Origin of the sequence: Cellulomonas jepli (assembly GCF_047229345.1) — a bacterium.
GTDB lineage: Bacteria > Actinomycetota > Actinomycetes > Actinomycetales > Cellulomonadaceae > Cellulomonas_A.
In genome coordinates this window covers 14071-28189 of the sequence record NZ_JBFTER010000058.1, presented here as the reverse complement: position 1 = coordinate 28189, position 14119 = coordinate 14071, and the positions used below count along the sequence as shown (strand labels likewise).

Sequence of the window (14119 nt, the reverse complement as noted above, 5' to 3'; positions counted from 1 at the left end):
GCCCTGGGCCGGGCCGCTCGGCCTGTACCACCCGGGCGCCACCGTCCTGCACCGCGCGCGCCCCGGGCTCAAGCTCGCGGGGCTCGCGCTGCTCGGAGTGGCGGTCGTGGTCGCGACCGGCCCGCTGAGCGCCGTGCTCGCGCTGGGGGTCGGCGTCCTGCTCGCCCTCGTCGGGCGCCTGCCGCCGCACGTGACGCTGCGCGGCCTCGGCCCGGTGCTCGTGACCGCGGCGCTGGTCGGCCTCTACCAGTGGTGGGCCCGCGGGTGGCCCGTCGCGGTCGAGGTCGCGCTCGACCTCGTGGCGCTCGTGCTCGCGGCCGTCGTCGTCACCGCGACGACGCCCGCGGACCGCCTGCTCGACACCCTGACGTGGCTCGCCCGCCCGCTGCGGCACGTCGGGCTGCCGCCCGAGACGTTCGCGCTGGCGGTCGGGCTCATGCTCCGCACCGTGCCCGCGCTCGCCCGGACCGTGCACGAGGTGCGCGATGCCGCCCGTGCCCGCGGGCTCGAGCGCGACCCCCGCGCGCTGCTCGTGCCCGCCGCGGTCCGGACCGTCGCGCACGCCCGGGCCGTCGGGGACGCGCTCGCCGCGCGGGGGCTCGGCGAGGACCCGGACGAGCGTCCGTCTCGCCGTGCACGCGCGTGAGGCGCGGTCTACCGTCTGCGCCATGACATTCAGCGAGGGTGGCGGCTTCGAGGGCGGTCGCGTCGAGACGAGCCGCGGCGGACGTGGCGTCGCGGTCGGCGGCGGAGTCGGGCTCGTGGGCATCGCGGTGTTCCTCATCGCTCAGTTCACGGGCGTCGACCTCAGCGGCGTCGTGGGCGGAGCTCAGGGTGGCGGTGCGGCCGAGGAGGTCGGCACGGTCGGTGACTGCACCATCGAGGAGGCGAACACGACGCGCGAGTGCCGCCTGTCCGGGACCGTGCAGTCGCTCGACGCGTACTGGGCCGCGGCGCTGCCCGCCGCGGGTGTCGAGTTCGTCGCCCCCGGCGTGCGGGCGTTCGAGGACTCGGTCGTGACCGGCTGCGGGCAGGCGTCCGCGTCGACCGGCCCGTTCTACTGCCCGCCCGACCAGAAGATCTACATGGACCTGCGGTTCTTCGACCTGCTGCAGAGCCAGTTCGGCGCGTCGGCCGGCTCGCTCGCCGAGATGTACGTCACGGCGCACGAGTACGGCCACCACATCCAGACGATCACCGGCGTCATGGACCGGGCGGACCGCCAGGGCACCGGCGCGACGTCCGACTCGGTGCGCGTCGAGCTCCAGGCCGACTGCTACGCGGGCGTCTGGGCGGGCAACGCGGCGAGCACGGTCGACCCCGACACCGGCGTCACCTTCCTCGAGCCGATCACCGACGCGCAGCTCGCCGACGCGCTCTCCGCGGCCGAGGCCGTCGGCGACGACCACATCCAGCAGCAGTCGGGCGGGGGCGTGAACCCGCACACGTGGACCCACGGGTCGAGCGAGCAGCGCCAGCGCTGGTTCACGACCGGGTACAACGAGCGCAACCTGGCGGCGTGCGACACGTTCGCGGCGACGGACCTCTGAGACCGGCGGGACCCGGCCCTCGGGCGCGCGAGGGTCCCGCAGCACGACGAGAGCCCGGCACCTGCGCGGTGCCGGGCTCTCGTGCGTGGCGGCGGGCCACCCGGCCCCGGTGGAGGCGGGTCGGGGTACCGTCCGGGTGTCGTCGGCTCAGATGTTGAAGCCGAGCGCCCGCATCTGCTCGCGGCCGTCGGGCGTGATCTTCTCGGGGCCCCACGGCGGCATCCAGACCCAGTTGATCCGGAAGCCGTCGACGACGCCGTCGAGCGACTGCCCGGCCTGGTCCTCGATGACGTCGGTCAGCGGGCACGCCGCCGAGGTCAGGGTCATGTCGATCACGGCGGTGTTGGTCTGGTCGACCGTCACGCCGTAGACGAGACCGAGGTCGACGACGTTGATGCCGAGCTCGGGGTCGATGACGTCGCGCAGCGCCTCCTCGACGTCCGCGGCCGTGGTCGGGCTCGCGGGTGCGCCGCCCGGTGTGGTGGCTGTCATGCGTCCTCCTTGGTCCCGGCCGGCGCGGTGGCGCCGGTCCTGATGAGCGCGTCCTGCAGTGCGGCCCAGCCGAGCAGCGCGCACTTGATGCGGGCGGGGTACTTCGCGACCCCGGTGAAGGCGGTGGCGTCGCCGAGGCGGTCCTCGGTGTCCGCGTCCAGCCCGGCGCCGCGCGAGCCCATGAGCTCGCGGAACTCCGCGGCGAGCGCGTCGACCTCGCCGAGCGGCGTGCCCGTGACGAGGTCGTGGAGCACCGAGACGGACGCCTGCGAGATGCTGCAGCCCTCGCCCTCCCAGCTGAGCGCGGCGACCCGGCCGTCCACGACCTCGACGCGCAGCGTGACCTCGTCGCCGCACGTCGGGTTGACCTGGTGCGACTCCCCCGCGCCCGGTCCGGCGGCGACGAGCCCGCGGCCGTGCGGCGCGCGCGCGTGGTCGAGGATGACCTGCTGGTACAGCTGCTCCATCGAGCTCATCGGGCCCCCTCCCGCGCGGTGCCGGCGGGCGCCGGTGCGTCCGTCACCCCGAAGAACGCCCGGACCCCCGCGAGTGCTTCCCGGAAGACCTCGATCTCCTCGAGCGTCGTGTACACCGCGCCGCTCGCGCGCGCCGTGGCGGCGACGCCGAACCGGCGGTGCAGGGGCTGCGCGCAGTGGTGCCCGACCCGGACGGCGACCCCGGCGTCGTCGAGCACCTGACCGACGTCGTGCGCGTGCACGCCGTCCACGACGAACGACACCGCGGCGAGCCGGTCCCGGGTGTCCGTCGGGCCGATCACGCGGACGCCGGGCACGGACGCGACCGCGTCGAGCAGCGCCCCGGCGATCTCCGCCTCGTGCGCCGCGACCGCGGGCATCCCGAGCTCGTGCAGGTAGCTCGCCGCCGCGCCCATCGCGACGGCCTGGGACACCATCTGCGTGCCGGCCTCGAAGCGCTGCGGCGGCGGCGCGTACGTCGTGGTCTCCATCGTGACGACCTCGACCATCGAGCCGCCGGTCGTCACGGGCGGCATCGCCTCGAGCAGCTCACGCCGCCCGTACAGCGCGCCGACGCCCGTGGGGGCGAGCATCTTGTGGCCGGAGAACGCGGCGAAGTCGACGCCGAGAGCGGTCAGGTCCACGGGCAGGTGCGGCACGGACTGGCACGCGTCGAGCACGGTGAGCGCGCCGACCTCGCGGGCGCGCGCCACGAACGCCTCGACGTCCGTGACGGCCCCGGTCACGTTCGACGCGTGCGTGAAGGCCAGCACGCGCGTGCGGTCGGTGACGACGGTCGCGAGCTCGTCGGTCCGCAGCCGGCCGTCGTCGTCCACGCCGATCCAGCGCAGCGTCGCCCCGGTGCGCGCGGCGAGCTCCTGCCACGGCACGAGGTTTGCGTGGTGCTCGAGCTCGGTCACGACGATCTCGTCGCCGGCCCCGAGCGCGAACCGCCGGGCGTCCACGCCGCCGCGGCCGAGCGACGCGTTCTGCATCGCGTACGCGACGAGGTTGAGCGCCGCCGTCGCGTTCGACGTCCAGACGAGCTCGCCGGGCGAGACGCCGACGAACGACGCGACCCGGTCCCGCGCGTCCTCGAACGCCTCGGTCGCCTCCTCGGCGAGCTGGTGCGCGCCGCGGTGCACCGCGGCGTTGCGCTGCGCGTAGAAGTCCTGCTCCGCGTCGAGGACGACCTCGGGCTTCTGCGACGTCGCCGCCGAGTCGAGGTAGACGAGCGGGCGGCCGTCGCGCAGCGTGCGCGTGAGCAGCGGGAAGTCGGCACGCACCGCCGCGAGCTCGCTCGCGCCCAGCCGGTGCTCCTGGGTCGTGGTCACGTCGTCCGTCCTTGCTGGGTGTGCCGGCGGCCGCAGGTCACGGCCGGTGCCGCCGGTGGTCCCGCCCGCCGGAGCGGGTCGGGACCCCCGGCGGGGATCACGCGGTGTGGCAGGTCACGCGGTGCTGCAGGTCAGGCAGTGCTGCAGGTCAGGCGGTGACGGTGCCCGTCGGCAGGAACCGGTCGTAGCCCTCGGACTCGAGGCGCTCGGCGAGCTCGGGGCCGCCCTGCTCCGCGACCTTGCCGTCGACGAAGACGTGCACGAAGTCGGGCGTGATGTAGCGCAGGATGCGCGTGTAGTGCGTGATCAGCAGCACGCCGACCTCGCCGCCCGAGCGGACGCGGTTGACGCCCTCGGACACGATGCGCAGCGCGTCGACGTCGAGGCCCGAGTCGGTCTCGTCGAGGATCGCGAACTTCGGCTTGAGGAGCTCGAGCTGGAGGATCTCGTGGCGCTTCTTCTCGCCGCCCGAGAAGCCCTCGTTGACGTTGCGGGTCGCGAACTCGGGGTCCATGCGCAGCAGCTCCATGGCCGCCTTGACGTCCTTGGTCCACGTCCGCAGCGCCGGCGCCTGGCCGTCGATCGCGGTCTTCGCGGTGCGCAGGAAGTTCGTCACCGAGACGCCCGGGACCTCGACGGGGTACTGCATCGCGAGGAACAGGCCCGCCTTGGCGCGCTCGTCGACGCTCATCGCGAGGACGTCCTCGCCGTCGAGCGTCACCGTGCCGGACGTGACGTCGTACTTCGGGTGGCCCGCGAGCGAGTAGGCCAGCGTGGACTTGCCGGAGCCGTTGGGGCCCATGATGGCGTGGGTCTCGCCGCTGCCGATCGTCAGGTCGACACCGCGCAGGATGGGCTTGGGGCCCTCCTTGGTCTCGACGCTGACGTGCAGGTCGCGAATCTCTAGCGTGGCCATTCTCAGTTCTCCTCGGAGGATCCGTGGGGGGCGTCGACGTCCACGAGCACACGCTCGCCGTCGACGGTCAGGGGGTAGACGGGGACGGGGCGCACGGCCGGCGGGCTGAGCGGCTTTCCCGTGGCGAGGTCGAAGCGCGAGCCGTGCAGCCAGCACTCGATGGTGCGGCCCTCGACCTCGCCGTCGGACAGCGAGACGGCGCCGTGCGAGCAGATGTCGGAGACCGCGTGCAGGTCCCCCTCCTCGTCGCGGACGACCGCGACCTCGACGGGGCCCTTCTCGCCCTCGAGCTCGAGGCGCAGGGCGCAGCCGACGGCGACGTCCTCGGCGTAGCAGGCGAACTGCGCGCTCACACCTGCTCCTGCTCGCGCACCTCGACCGCCGTGAGGTCCGTGTCGCCGGTCGGCAGGGTCGCCTCGGCGCCGAGCACGCTCATGCTCTTCTCGAGCTCGGCCTCGATCGACTCGAGCAGCCGCTCCTCGACCTCGGGCACGCCGATCGCGTGGATGAGCTCGGCGAAGAAGCCGCGCACCACGAGCCGGCGCGCGTCCGACTCGGGGATGCCGCGCGAGCGCAGGTAGAACAGCTGCTCGTCGTCGAAGCGCCCGGTCGCGCTCGCGTGCCCGGCACCCTCGATGAGACCGGTCTCGATCTCGAGGTTCGGCACCGAGTCGGCCCGCGCGCCGTCCGAGAGGACGAGGTTGCGGTTGAGCTCGTAGGTGTCGGTGCCCTCGGCCTCGGCGCGGATCAGCACGTCGCCGACCCACACGGTGTGCGCGCCCTCGCCCTGCAGCGCGCCCTTGTACGTGACGCGCGAGCGGCACGAGGGGACGTTGTGGTCGACGAAGAGCCGGTGCTCCTGGTGCTGGCCGGCGTCCGCGAAGTACAGGCCGATCATCTCGATCGACCCGTTCTCGCCGGCGAACTCGGCGTCCGGCGTGACGCGCACGACGTCGCCGCCGAGCGTCACGACGATGTGCTTGACCGTCGCGTCGCGGCCGACCTTGATGCGGTGGCTCGACGCGTGCACCGAGCCCTCTGCCCAGTCCTGGACCGACACGAGCGTCAGGTGCGCGCCGTCCTCGACGACGACCTCGACGGTCTCCGCGAGCGACGCGGGGCCGACGTGGTCGATGACGACGAGCGACTCCGACAGCTCACGGGCGTGCACGAGGATGTGCGACGCCGTGGTCTTGCTCGCGTCGATGCCCTCGACGCGGACCATCGTCGCGGCCGAGGCCACCGCCTGCGGCGGAACCGTGAGGATCGTCGCGCGCTGGAACGAGGCCCACGCCGTGGCGGCCGTGCGGTCGCCCGGCTTGCCCGCCTGGCCGAGCCGCACGTCGTCGCGGTCGACGACCTCGACCGTGACCTCGGGCGCCTCGACGACGGTCGTGAGCACCTTCGGGCCGGTCAGCTCGTCCGCGAACAGCGGGGCGAGCCGGTCGACCGGCGCGAACCGCCACTCCTCCTCGCGCCCGTTCGGCACGGGGAACTGCGCGAGCTCGAACGAGCTCACGCGCTCCGCGCGCGACGACTGCGGCGTGCCGCCGACCCCGTGGCGGTGCGCCCCGTCGGCGACGGCACGCGAGTGGTCGGTCGTGAGGCCGCCGGACGTGCCCGGGGTCTCCTGGTCAGTTGTGGTGCTCGTCATCAGCCGACGGACCCTTCCATCTGCAGCTCGATCAGGCGGTTCAGCTCGAGGGCGTACTCCATGGGCAGCTCACGCGCGATCGGCTCCACGAAGCCGCGCACGATCATCGCCATGGCCTCGGTCTCGGCCATGCCGCGGGACATCAGGTAGAACAGCTGGTCCTCGCTCACGCGCGAGACCGTGGCCTCGTGCCCCATCGAGACGTCGTCCTCGCGGACGTCGACGTAGGGGTAGGTGTCCGAGCGGGAGATCTGGTCGACGAGCAGCGCGTCGCACAGCACGTTGGACGCCGAGTGGCTCGCGCCCTCGAGCACCTGCACGAGACCGCGGTACGACGTCCGGCCACCGCCACGGGCGACGGACTTCGACACGATGGACGACGACGTGTGCGGCGCAGCGTGCACCATCTTGGCGCCCGCGTCCTGGTGCTGGCCCTCACCCGCGAACGCGATCGACAGCGTCTCGCCGCGTGCGTGCTCGCCCATGAGGTAGATCGCCGGGTACTTCATCGTGACCTTGGAGCCGATGTTCCCGTCGACCCACTCCATCGTCGCGCCCTCGGCGGCCGTGGCGCGCTTGGTGACGAGGTTGTACACGTTGTTCGACCAGTTCTGGATCGTCGTGTACCGGACCCGGGCGTTCTTCTTGACGATGATCTCGACGACCGCGGAGTGCAGCGAGTCCGACGAGTACACCGGCGCGGTGCAGCCCTCGACGTAGTGCACGTACGAGCCCTCGTCCGCGATGATCAGCGTCCGCTCGAACTGGCCCATGTTCTCGGTGTTGATCCGGAAGTAGGCCTGCAGCGGGATCTCGACGTGCACGCCCGGCGGGACGTAGACGAACGAGCCGCCCGACCACACCGCGGTGTTGAGCGAGGCGAACTTGTTGTCGCCCGGGGGGATCACGGAGCCGAAGTACTGCTCGAAGATCTCCGGGTACTCGCGCAGGCCCGTGTCGGTGTCGACGAAGATGACGCCCTGCTCCTCCAGCTCCTCCTGGATCTGGTGGTAGACGACCTCGGACTCGTACTGCGCGGCGACGCCCGCGACGAGGCGCTGCTTCTCCGCCTCGGGGATGCCGAGCCGGTCGTACGTGTTCTTGATGTCGTCCGGGAGATCCTCCCAGCTCGTCGCCTGCTTCTCGGTCGACCGCACGAAGTACTTGATGTTGTCGAAGTCGATGCCCGACAGGTCCGAGCCCCACCAGGGCATCGGCTTCTTGTCGAACAGGCGCAGGGCCTTCAGGCGCGTCTTGAGCATCCACTCGGGCTCGTTCTTGAGCGCCGAGATGTTGCGCACGACGTCCTCGTCGACGCCACGGCGCGCCGAGGCACCGGCGGCGTCGGCGTCGTGCCACCCGTACCCGTAGGTACCGATGGACGCGATGGCCTCGTCCTGGGTGAGGGGTGTGCTCACGGGGTTCTCGGTGGACGCACTCATGCGTTCGGTCCTTCCACAGGGGCAGGGGGCGTGGTGATCGGGATGTTCGTGGTGCACACGTGACCCCCGGCGGCGAGCGTCGAGAGGCGTTGCACGTGGACTCCGAGGAGACGCGAGAACGCGTGCGCCTCGGCCTCGCAGAGCTGGGGGAACTCGGTGGCGATCTGCTGCACCGGGCAGTGGCCCTGGCAGAGCTGCACCGCACGTGCGCCGGGGCCGGGTCGGGCGGTCGCGGCGTACCCGTCGCGGGCGAGCCCATCGGCGAGGGCCTGCGCGCGCGCCTGGACGTCCGGCCCTGCCGCGGCGACGGCCGCCGCGTGGCGGGTCTCGAGGTCGCGCACCCGGCGCTCGGCGAACTCCTCGAGCGCACCCGGACCGGCGACCTCGGCGAGGAAGCGCAGCGCCTGAGCGGCGAGCTCGGGGTAGCGGTGCGAGAGCGCCGCCTGGCCCTGCGCCGTGACGACGTACCGGCGGGCCGGACGTCCGCGGCGGGCGGGTGCGGGGGTGCTCGACTCGTGCACCGCGATCTGGGCCGTGCCCTCGAGGACGCCGAGGTGCCGGCGGATCGCCGTGCCGGTCAGGTCGAGCTCCGTGGCCAGCTCGGCCGCGGAGACCGGGCCGTCGGCGGCGACGAGCTCGAGGATGCGGCGGCGGGTCCCGGCCTCGTCGGCGGCACCGGGCGCACCGCGGACGGCCGACGGGACGGTGGAGGTCGCGGCGCCGTGAGCGGCGGTGGTCTCGTGGGCCTGCGGGGTCGTCCGAGGTGCCCGTGTCACCGGCATCGTCGCGCTCACGAACCACCTCCTCCGCAGTCTCGATATTGCCAACATCCTTGTTGCCGAATTCGTTCCGTGCAAGCAAGGTGACCCTCACCACGGCCGCGCTCCGCGCGCGCGAGGCGCCGTCGGGCACCACCTAGACTCCCTGCGTGCCCGAGACCCCCGCCGTCGAGATCCGCGGCCTCGTGAAGCGGTACGGCTCCCGGGCGGTCGTCGACGGCCTCGACCTCGTCGCGGACGCCGGCCGCGTCACGGCGGTCCTCGGGCCGAACGGCGCGGGCAAGACGACGACGGTCGAGTGCTGCGAGGGGCTGCGCTCCCCCGACGCCGGCTCGGTGCGCGTGCTCGGGCTGGACCCGCTGGCCGACGCCCGCGCCCTGCGCCCGCGCGTCGGCGTCATGCTCCAGGACGGCGGGCTGCCGACCGGCGTGCGCGCGCTCGAGATGCTCGAGCACGTCGCGCGGCTGCACGCCCGCCCGCGCGACGTCGGCGAGCTCAGCGAGCGGCTCGGCCTCGGCGGCTTCGCGCGCACGACGGTCCGGCGGCTCTCGGGCGGTCAGCGCCAACGGCTCGCGCTCGCGACCGCGCTCGTGGGACGCCCCGAGCTCGTGTTCCTCGACGAGCCCAGCGCCGGCATGGACCCGCAGTCGCGGCGCGCGGTCTGGGAGCTCGTGCGCGAGCTGCGCGCCGAGGGCACGTCCGTCGTGCTCACCACCCACCTGATGGACGAGGCCGAGGACCTCGCCGACCGCGTGGTGGTCGTCGACCATGGTGCGGTGATCGCCCAGGGCTCGGTCGCGGACCTCGTCGCGGCCGGCAGCGACCGGACGCTGCGGTTCATGGCGCCGGTCCCGCTCGACGCGTCCGCGCTGGACTCCCTGACCCAGGCGCTCGCCGGGCGACCGGCGCCGGGTGCCGGTCCGGTGGTGCGCCCCTCCCCCGACGGCGGCGAGCTCGACTACGTCGTCACGGGGGACGTCGACGCCCGCACGCTCGCCGACCTGACGGCGTGGTGCGCCGCGCGCGACCTGCTCGTCAGCCGGGTGACCGTCGGGCGGCGCACCCTCGAGGACGTCTTCCTCGACCTCACCGGACAGAGCCTGCGATGAGCCCGGACGCCCGCCCGGCCCCGACCGGCCCCTCCGGACACCGCCCGGCGGGTCCGGCACGCACCGCCCCCGGCGCAGCCCCGACGCTGCGGCGCGTGCTCACGCAGGCCGGGTTCGAGACGCGCATGATCCTGCGCAACGGCGAGCAGCTGCTCGTGACCGTGATCCTGCCGGTCCTCGTCCTCGTCGGGCTCGCGCGCACCGGGTTCGTCGACCTGGCGACCGGCGGCGCCTCGCGCATCGACTTCGTCGCCCCCGGCGTGCTCGCCCTCGCGGTGATGAGCACGGCGTTCACGTCGCAGGCCATCGCGACCGCGTTCGACCGGCGCAACGGCGTCCTGCGCCTGCTCGCCACGACCCCGCTCGGGCGCGGCGGCCTGCTCGCCGGCAAGGTCCTCGGCGTGCTCGCGGTCGAGCTCGTGCAGGTCGTGGTGATCGGCGCCGTCGCGGTCGCGCTCGGCTGGCGGCCCGAGCTCGCCGGCGTCCCGGCCGCGCTGCTCGCGCTGCTGCTCGGCACCGCGGCGTTCACCTCGCTCGCGCTCGCCCTCGCCGGGTCGCTGCGGGCCGAGGCCGTGCTCGCGACCGCCAACCTGGTGCTCGTGCTGCTCGCGGTCGCGGGCGGCATCGTGATCCCGGCGAGCCAGCTGCCCGGCTGGCTCGGTGACGCGGCGCTGCTGCTGCCGTCGGGAGCGCTCGGCGAGGCACTGCGCGCGGGGCTGGTGCACGGGGAGCTCGCGGTCACCTCGCTGCTCGTGCTGCTCGCCTGGGCCGTGGCGCTCGCGTGGGGCGCGCGCCGGCTGTTCCGCTGGCACTGACCGGGCACCGTCCGCCCACGTCGCCGGCGCGCGCCTCGTCGGCGCGCGCCGCTGCCGCCGCCGGGGGCCGCGTGAGCCGGCCGAGGGCGTCGCCCATCTCACGTCCCCAGGACGCCACGGCCGGGGTGGACGACGGCCGCGCCGCCGTACCCTGGAGGGCGTGAGCACCGCCCCCGTGACCGCCCCTCCCGCCCGCCGTGACCCGCTGGCCCGCTGGCGGTCGTGGACGCGCCCGGCGCTGGTCGCGAACCTCGTCGCGCAGGTGGTCATCATCGTCACCGGCGGTGCGGTCCGGCTGACCGGGTCGGGCCTCGGGTGCTCGACGTGGCCGCAGTGCGAGCCGGGCGAGTTCACGCCCGCGCTGCACTCCGCGAGCTCGATCCACCCCTTCATCGAGTTCGGCAACCGGACGCTGACCGGCGTGCTCGGCGTCATCGCGATCGCCGTCGCCGTGCTGGTCTGGACCGACGTGACGCGCGCGCCGGGCTACCGGCGGCTCGGGCTCCTGCCGCTCGTCGGCGTCGTCCTGCAGGCCGTGGTCGGCGGCATCATCGTGCTGCTCGAGCTGCCGCCCGCGCTCGTCGGGCTGCACATGATCATCTCGCTCGGGCTCGTCGCGGCGTCCACCGCGCTCGTGGTGCGGCACCGGCAGGGCGACGGCCCGCCGCGGGCCGTCGTCGGGCCGCGCACCCTCGCCCTGAGCCGGGTCCTCGTCGGCGTCGCCGTCGTCATGCTCGCCCTCGGCATCCTCGTGACCGGGGCCGGTCCGCACGGCGGGGACGAGGAGGTCGCGTACCGGTTCGCGTTCGACCCGGTGCTCGCCGCGAAGCTGCACGCGGCGTCGGTGTGGGCGTTCCTCGCGGTGCTCGCCGCGCTTGTCGTCGGCCTGCTCCGCGGCACCGCGCCGCACCGGACCCGTCGCGCGGCGGTCGTGCTCGTCGTCGTGACGCTCGCGCAGGGTCTCGTCGGCTACGTGCAGTACTTCACGGGCCTGCCCGCGCTGCTCGTGGGCGTGCACATGCTGGGCGCCGCCCTGCTCACGGCCGCGCTGACCGCGTTCGTCAGGGAGCTGCGTCCGCGGGCGTGAGCTCGTCCCACCCGCGGGCGCGCGCCGCCGCCGCGGCGAGGATCCCGACGACCGCCGACGGGCTGCGCAGCCGGCCCCCGAGCACAGCGGCCACGGCGTCGTCGAGCGGGACCCACACGGGGACCATGCCGGCCTCCTCGTCGGTCCGCTCGAACCGCTCGTCGTCCGGCACGGGCGAGAGCCCCCGCGCGAGGAAGACCAGGATCTCCTCGGACGAGCCGCCCGGCGTCGTGTAGAAGTCGACGAGCGCGTGCCAGCGCTCGGCACGCAGGTCCGCCTCCTCGGCGAGCTCGCGCGCCGCGGTCCGGACCGGGGGCTCGTCCGCGACGTCCCGCAGCCCGGCGGGCGGCTCCCACAGCTCGGAGCGCACCGGGTGCCGGTACTGGCGCAGCAGCAGGACGCGGTCCTCGTCGTCGACCGCGATGACCGCGACCGCGCCCGGGTGGTCGACGTACTCGCGCAGCACCTGGGTCTCCCCCAGGTCCACGACGTCACCCACGAGGTCCCACACGCGACCCTCGTGGAGCAGCGTGTGCTCGGTGACGGGGCGCGGAGCCGCGCGGTCGGCGACCTCGGTGAGGTCCTGGTCGTCCCCGGCGCGCGGCTCCGTGCTCGTCATGTCAGTCCTCGTCCGTCCCGTGCTGCGCGAGCGCCGCACCGATCAGGCCCGCGAAGAGCGGGTGCGCGCGGTTCGGGCGCGACTTGAACTCCGGGTGCGCCTGCGTCGCCACGAAGTACGGGTGGGTCTCGCGCGGGAGCTCGACGAACTCGACGAGCGACCGGTCGGGCGAGACGCCCGAGATCACGAGGCCGGCCGCCTCCAGGCGGTCGCGGTAGCCGTTGTTGACCTCGTAGCGGTGGCGATGACGCTCCGAGACCTCGGTCGTGCCGTAGGCCTCCGCGACGACCGACCCGGGCGTCAGCACCGCGTCGTACGCGCCGAGCCGCATCGTGCCGCCCAGGTCGCCCGCGCCGTCGACGATCGCGAGCTGCTCCTCCATCGTCGCGACGACCGGGTCCACCGGGTCGGTGTCGAACTCCGACGACGAGGCGCCGGGCAGGTCGAGCACCGAGCGCGCGAACTCGATGACCATGCACTGCAGACCCAGGCAGATCCCGAGCGTCGGGACCTTCTGCTCGCGGGCCCAGCGCAGCGCGCCGAGCTTGCCCTCGATGCCGCGCACGCCGAAGCCGCCAGGCACGAGCACCGCGTCGACGCCCTCGAGCGCGAGCTTGGCGCCCTCGGGGGTCTGGCAGTCGTCCGAGGTGACCCAGCGGATGACGACCTTCGCGTCGTGGTGGAACCCGCCGGCGCGCAGCGCCTCGGTCACCGAGAGGTAGGCGTCGGGCAGGTCGATGTACTTGCCGACGAGCGCAACCTCGACGCGGTGCGCGGGGACGTGCACGCGCTGCAGCAGCTCGTCCCAGCCGCTCCAGTCGACGTCCCGGAACGGCAGGCCGAGGCGCTGCACGACGTACGCGTCGAGGCCCTCGGAGTGCAGCACGCGCGGGATGTCGTAGATGCTCGGCGCGTCCTTGGCGGTCACGACCGCCTCGGCGTCGACGTCGCACATGAGCGCGATCTTGCGCTTCGTGGACTCGGGGATGTCGCGGTCCGCCCGGCACACGATCGCGTCGGGCTGGATGCCGATCGAGCGCAGCGCGGCGACCGAGTGCTGCGTCGGCTTGGTCTTGAGCTCACCGCTCGGGCCGATGTACGGCACGAGCGACACGTGCAGGAAGAACACGTTGTCGCGACCGAGGTCGTGGCGCACCTGGCGCGCCGCCTCGAGGAACGGCAGCGACTCGATGTCGCCGACCGTGCCGCCGATCTCGGTGATGATCACGTCCGGCGCCTGCCCCTCGGCGGGGTCCGCCTGGGCGCGCATGCGCAGCTTGATCTCGTCGGTGATGTGCGGGATGACCTGCACGGTGTCGCCCAGGTACTCGCCGCGACGCTCCTTGGCGATGACCTGCGAGTACACCTGGCCGGTCGTGACGTTCGCCGAGCCGACGAGCTCCACGTCGAGGAAGCGCTCGTAGTGCCCGACGTCGAGGTCGGTCTCCGCGCCGTCCTCCGTCACGAAGACCTCGCCGTGCTGGAACGGGTTCATGGTCCCGGGGTCGACGTTGAGGTACGGGTCGAGCTTCTGCATCGTGACCTTGAGGCCACGGGAGCGCAGGAGCCGACCGAGGGAGCTGGCCGTGAGGCCCTTGCCCAGAGAGGAGGCGACGCCTCCGGTGACGAAGATGTGCCGGGTCGTGTTGTCCGACCGCCCGGAGAGTCGATTTGCGCGCTCTGCCACGGGCTTCCACTCTACCCGACGCGGGCGCCGGACCCGGACCGGGCGGTCGGCGCGTCCCCGACGGGCGGTCGCGGGGTCGGCCGACCAGCGGTGTCAGGGTCGGTGCGGCGGACCCCTGCAGGACCGTCGGACGTGCGAAGGCGGGTCGGACCGATGCCG

Annotated in this window: 15 protein-coding genes; 5 read left to right on the top strand and 10 right to left on the bottom strand. The window is 73.7% G+C overall.

Features of this window, described 5'->3' with window-relative positions; all coding sequences use genetic code 11:
* Positions 1-646, top strand: a 646-nt coding sequence (locus AB6N24_RS14075; RefSeq protein WP_412870017.1) for an energy-coupling factor transporter transmembrane component T family protein, incomplete at its 5' end; no start/stop codon positions are given.
* A gap of 22 nt (positions 647-668) precedes the next feature.
* Positions 669-1550: a KPN_02809 family neutral zinc metallopeptidase gene (ypfJ, locus tag AB6N24_RS14070; RefSeq protein WP_412870016.1), complete on the top strand. Its 882-nt coding sequence runs from the start codon at positions 669-671 to the stop codon at positions 1548-1550.
* A gap of 147 nt (positions 1551-1697) precedes the next feature.
* Here ypfJ and AB6N24_RS14065 read toward each other — a convergent pair whose 3' ends face one another.
* From AB6N24_RS14065 to AB6N24_RS14030, 8 genes are all read right to left on the bottom strand, one after another.
* Positions 1698-2042 (bottom strand): metal-sulfur cluster assembly factor, encoded by a 345-nt coding sequence (locus AB6N24_RS14065; RefSeq protein WP_034626887.1) that lies wholly within the window; start codon positions 2040-2042, stop codon positions 1698-1700.
* Positions 2039-2518, bottom strand: a complete 480-nt coding sequence (gene sufU / locus AB6N24_RS14060; protein ID WP_412870015.1) for a Fe-S cluster assembly sulfur transfer protein SufU — start codon at positions 2516-2518, stop codon at positions 2039-2041. The genes AB6N24_RS14065 and sufU overlap by 4 nt, the downstream gene beginning before the upstream one ends.
* Positions 2515-3852, bottom strand: coding sequence for a SufS family cysteine desulfurase (locus tag AB6N24_RS14055; RefSeq protein ID WP_412870014.1), 1338 nt, complete (start codon positions 3850-3852; stop codon positions 2515-2517). The genes sufU and AB6N24_RS14055 overlap by 4 nt, the downstream gene beginning before the upstream one ends.
* A gap of 148 nt (positions 3853-4000) precedes the next feature.
* Entirely contained in the window at positions 4001-4768 is a 768-nt protein-coding gene (gene sufC / locus AB6N24_RS14050) for a Fe-S cluster assembly ATPase SufC (RefSeq protein ID WP_412870013.1), read from the bottom strand.
* A 2-nt stretch (positions 4769-4770) separates the two neighbouring features.
* Positions 4771-5121, bottom strand: a complete 351-nt coding sequence (locus AB6N24_RS14045; RefSeq protein ID WP_412870012.1) for a non-heme iron oxygenase ferredoxin subunit — start codon at positions 5119-5121, stop codon at positions 4771-4773.
* A complete protein-coding gene (gene sufD / locus AB6N24_RS14040) occupies positions 5118-6422 on the bottom strand; it encodes a Fe-S cluster assembly protein SufD (RefSeq protein ID WP_412870011.1) in 1305 nt (434 codons plus the stop codon). Before sufD ends, AB6N24_RS14045 begins: the two co-directional genes overlap by 4 nt.
* Positions 6422-7864: a Fe-S cluster assembly protein SufB gene (sufB, locus tag AB6N24_RS14035; protein ID WP_412870010.1), complete on the bottom strand. Its 1443-nt coding sequence runs from the start codon at positions 7862-7864 to the stop codon at positions 6422-6424. Before sufB ends, sufD begins: the two co-directional genes overlap by 1 nt.
* On the bottom strand, positions 7861-8658 hold the full coding sequence (locus tag AB6N24_RS14030; RefSeq protein WP_412870009.1) for a helix-turn-helix transcriptional regulator: 798 nt from the start codon (positions 8656-8658) through the stop codon (positions 7861-7863). The genes sufB and AB6N24_RS14030 overlap by 4 nt, the downstream gene beginning before the upstream one ends.
* Before the next feature lie 134 nt (positions 8659-8792).
* On the opposite strand from AB6N24_RS14030, the gene AB6N24_RS14025 reads away from it, so the two are divergent.
* The 3 genes from AB6N24_RS14025 to AB6N24_RS14015 all read left to right on the top strand — a co-directional run bounded on the left by AB6N24_RS14025 (position 8793) and on the right by AB6N24_RS14015 (position 11654).
* On the top strand, positions 8793-9752 hold the full coding sequence (locus tag AB6N24_RS14025) for an ABC transporter ATP-binding protein (RefSeq protein WP_412870008.1): 960 nt from the start codon (positions 8793-8795) through the stop codon (positions 9750-9752).
* On the top strand, positions 9749-10567 hold the full coding sequence (locus tag AB6N24_RS14020; protein ID WP_412870007.1) for an ABC transporter permease: 819 nt from the start codon (positions 9749-9751) through the stop codon (positions 10565-10567). Before AB6N24_RS14025 ends, AB6N24_RS14020 begins: the two co-directional genes overlap by 4 nt.
* Positions 10568-10727: 160 nt before the next feature.
* Positions 10728-11654, top strand: coding sequence for a COX15/CtaA family protein (locus AB6N24_RS14015; protein WP_412870006.1), 927 nt, complete (start codon positions 10728-10730; stop codon positions 11652-11654).
* Here AB6N24_RS14015 and AB6N24_RS14010 read toward each other — a convergent pair.
* Complete coding sequence (locus AB6N24_RS14010; protein ID WP_412870005.1) at positions 11629-12273, bottom strand: NUDIX domain-containing protein; 645 nt, start codon at positions 12271-12273, stop codon at positions 11629-11631. The two genes, AB6N24_RS14015 and AB6N24_RS14010, sit on opposite strands and share 26 nt — an antisense overlap.
* A gap of 1 nt (position 12274) precedes the next feature.
* Positions 12275-13960, bottom strand: coding sequence for a CTP synthase (gene pyrG, locus AB6N24_RS14005; protein WP_412870004.1), 1686 nt, complete (start codon positions 13958-13960; stop codon positions 12275-12277).
* Positions 13961-14119 lie beyond the last annotated feature (159 nt).

Bases quoted from the DNA above. Each gene is read 5' to 3' on its own strand.
- ypfJ (WP_412870016.1), top strand. From the start codon at position 669: ATGACATTCAGCGAGGGTGGCGGCTTCGAGGGCGGTCGCGTCGAGACG.
- AB6N24_RS14065 (WP_034626887.1), bottom strand. From the start codon at position 2,042: ATGACAGCCACCACACCGGGCGGCGCACCCGCGAGCCCGACCACGGCC.
- sufU (WP_412870015.1), bottom strand. From the start codon at position 2,518: ATGAGCTCGATGGAGCAGCTGTACCAGCAGGTCATCCTCGACCACGCG.
- sufC (WP_412870013.1), bottom strand. From the start codon at position 4,768: ATGGCCACGCTAGAGATTCGCGACCTGCACGTCAGCGTCGAGACCAAG.
- sufD (WP_412870011.1), bottom strand. From the start codon at position 6,422: ATGACGAGCACCACAACTGACCAGGAGACCCCGGGCACGTCCGGCGGC.
- sufB (WP_412870010.1), bottom strand. From the start codon at position 7,864: ATGAGTGCGTCCACCGAGAACCCCGTGAGCACACCCCTCACCCAGGAC.
- AB6N24_RS14020 (WP_412870007.1), top strand. From the start codon at position 9,749: ATGAGCCCGGACGCCCGCCCGGCCCCGACCGGCCCCTCCGGACACCGC.
- AB6N24_RS14010 (WP_412870005.1), bottom strand. From the start codon at position 12,273: ATGACGAGCACGGAGCCGCGCGCCGGGGACGACCAGGACCTCACCGAG.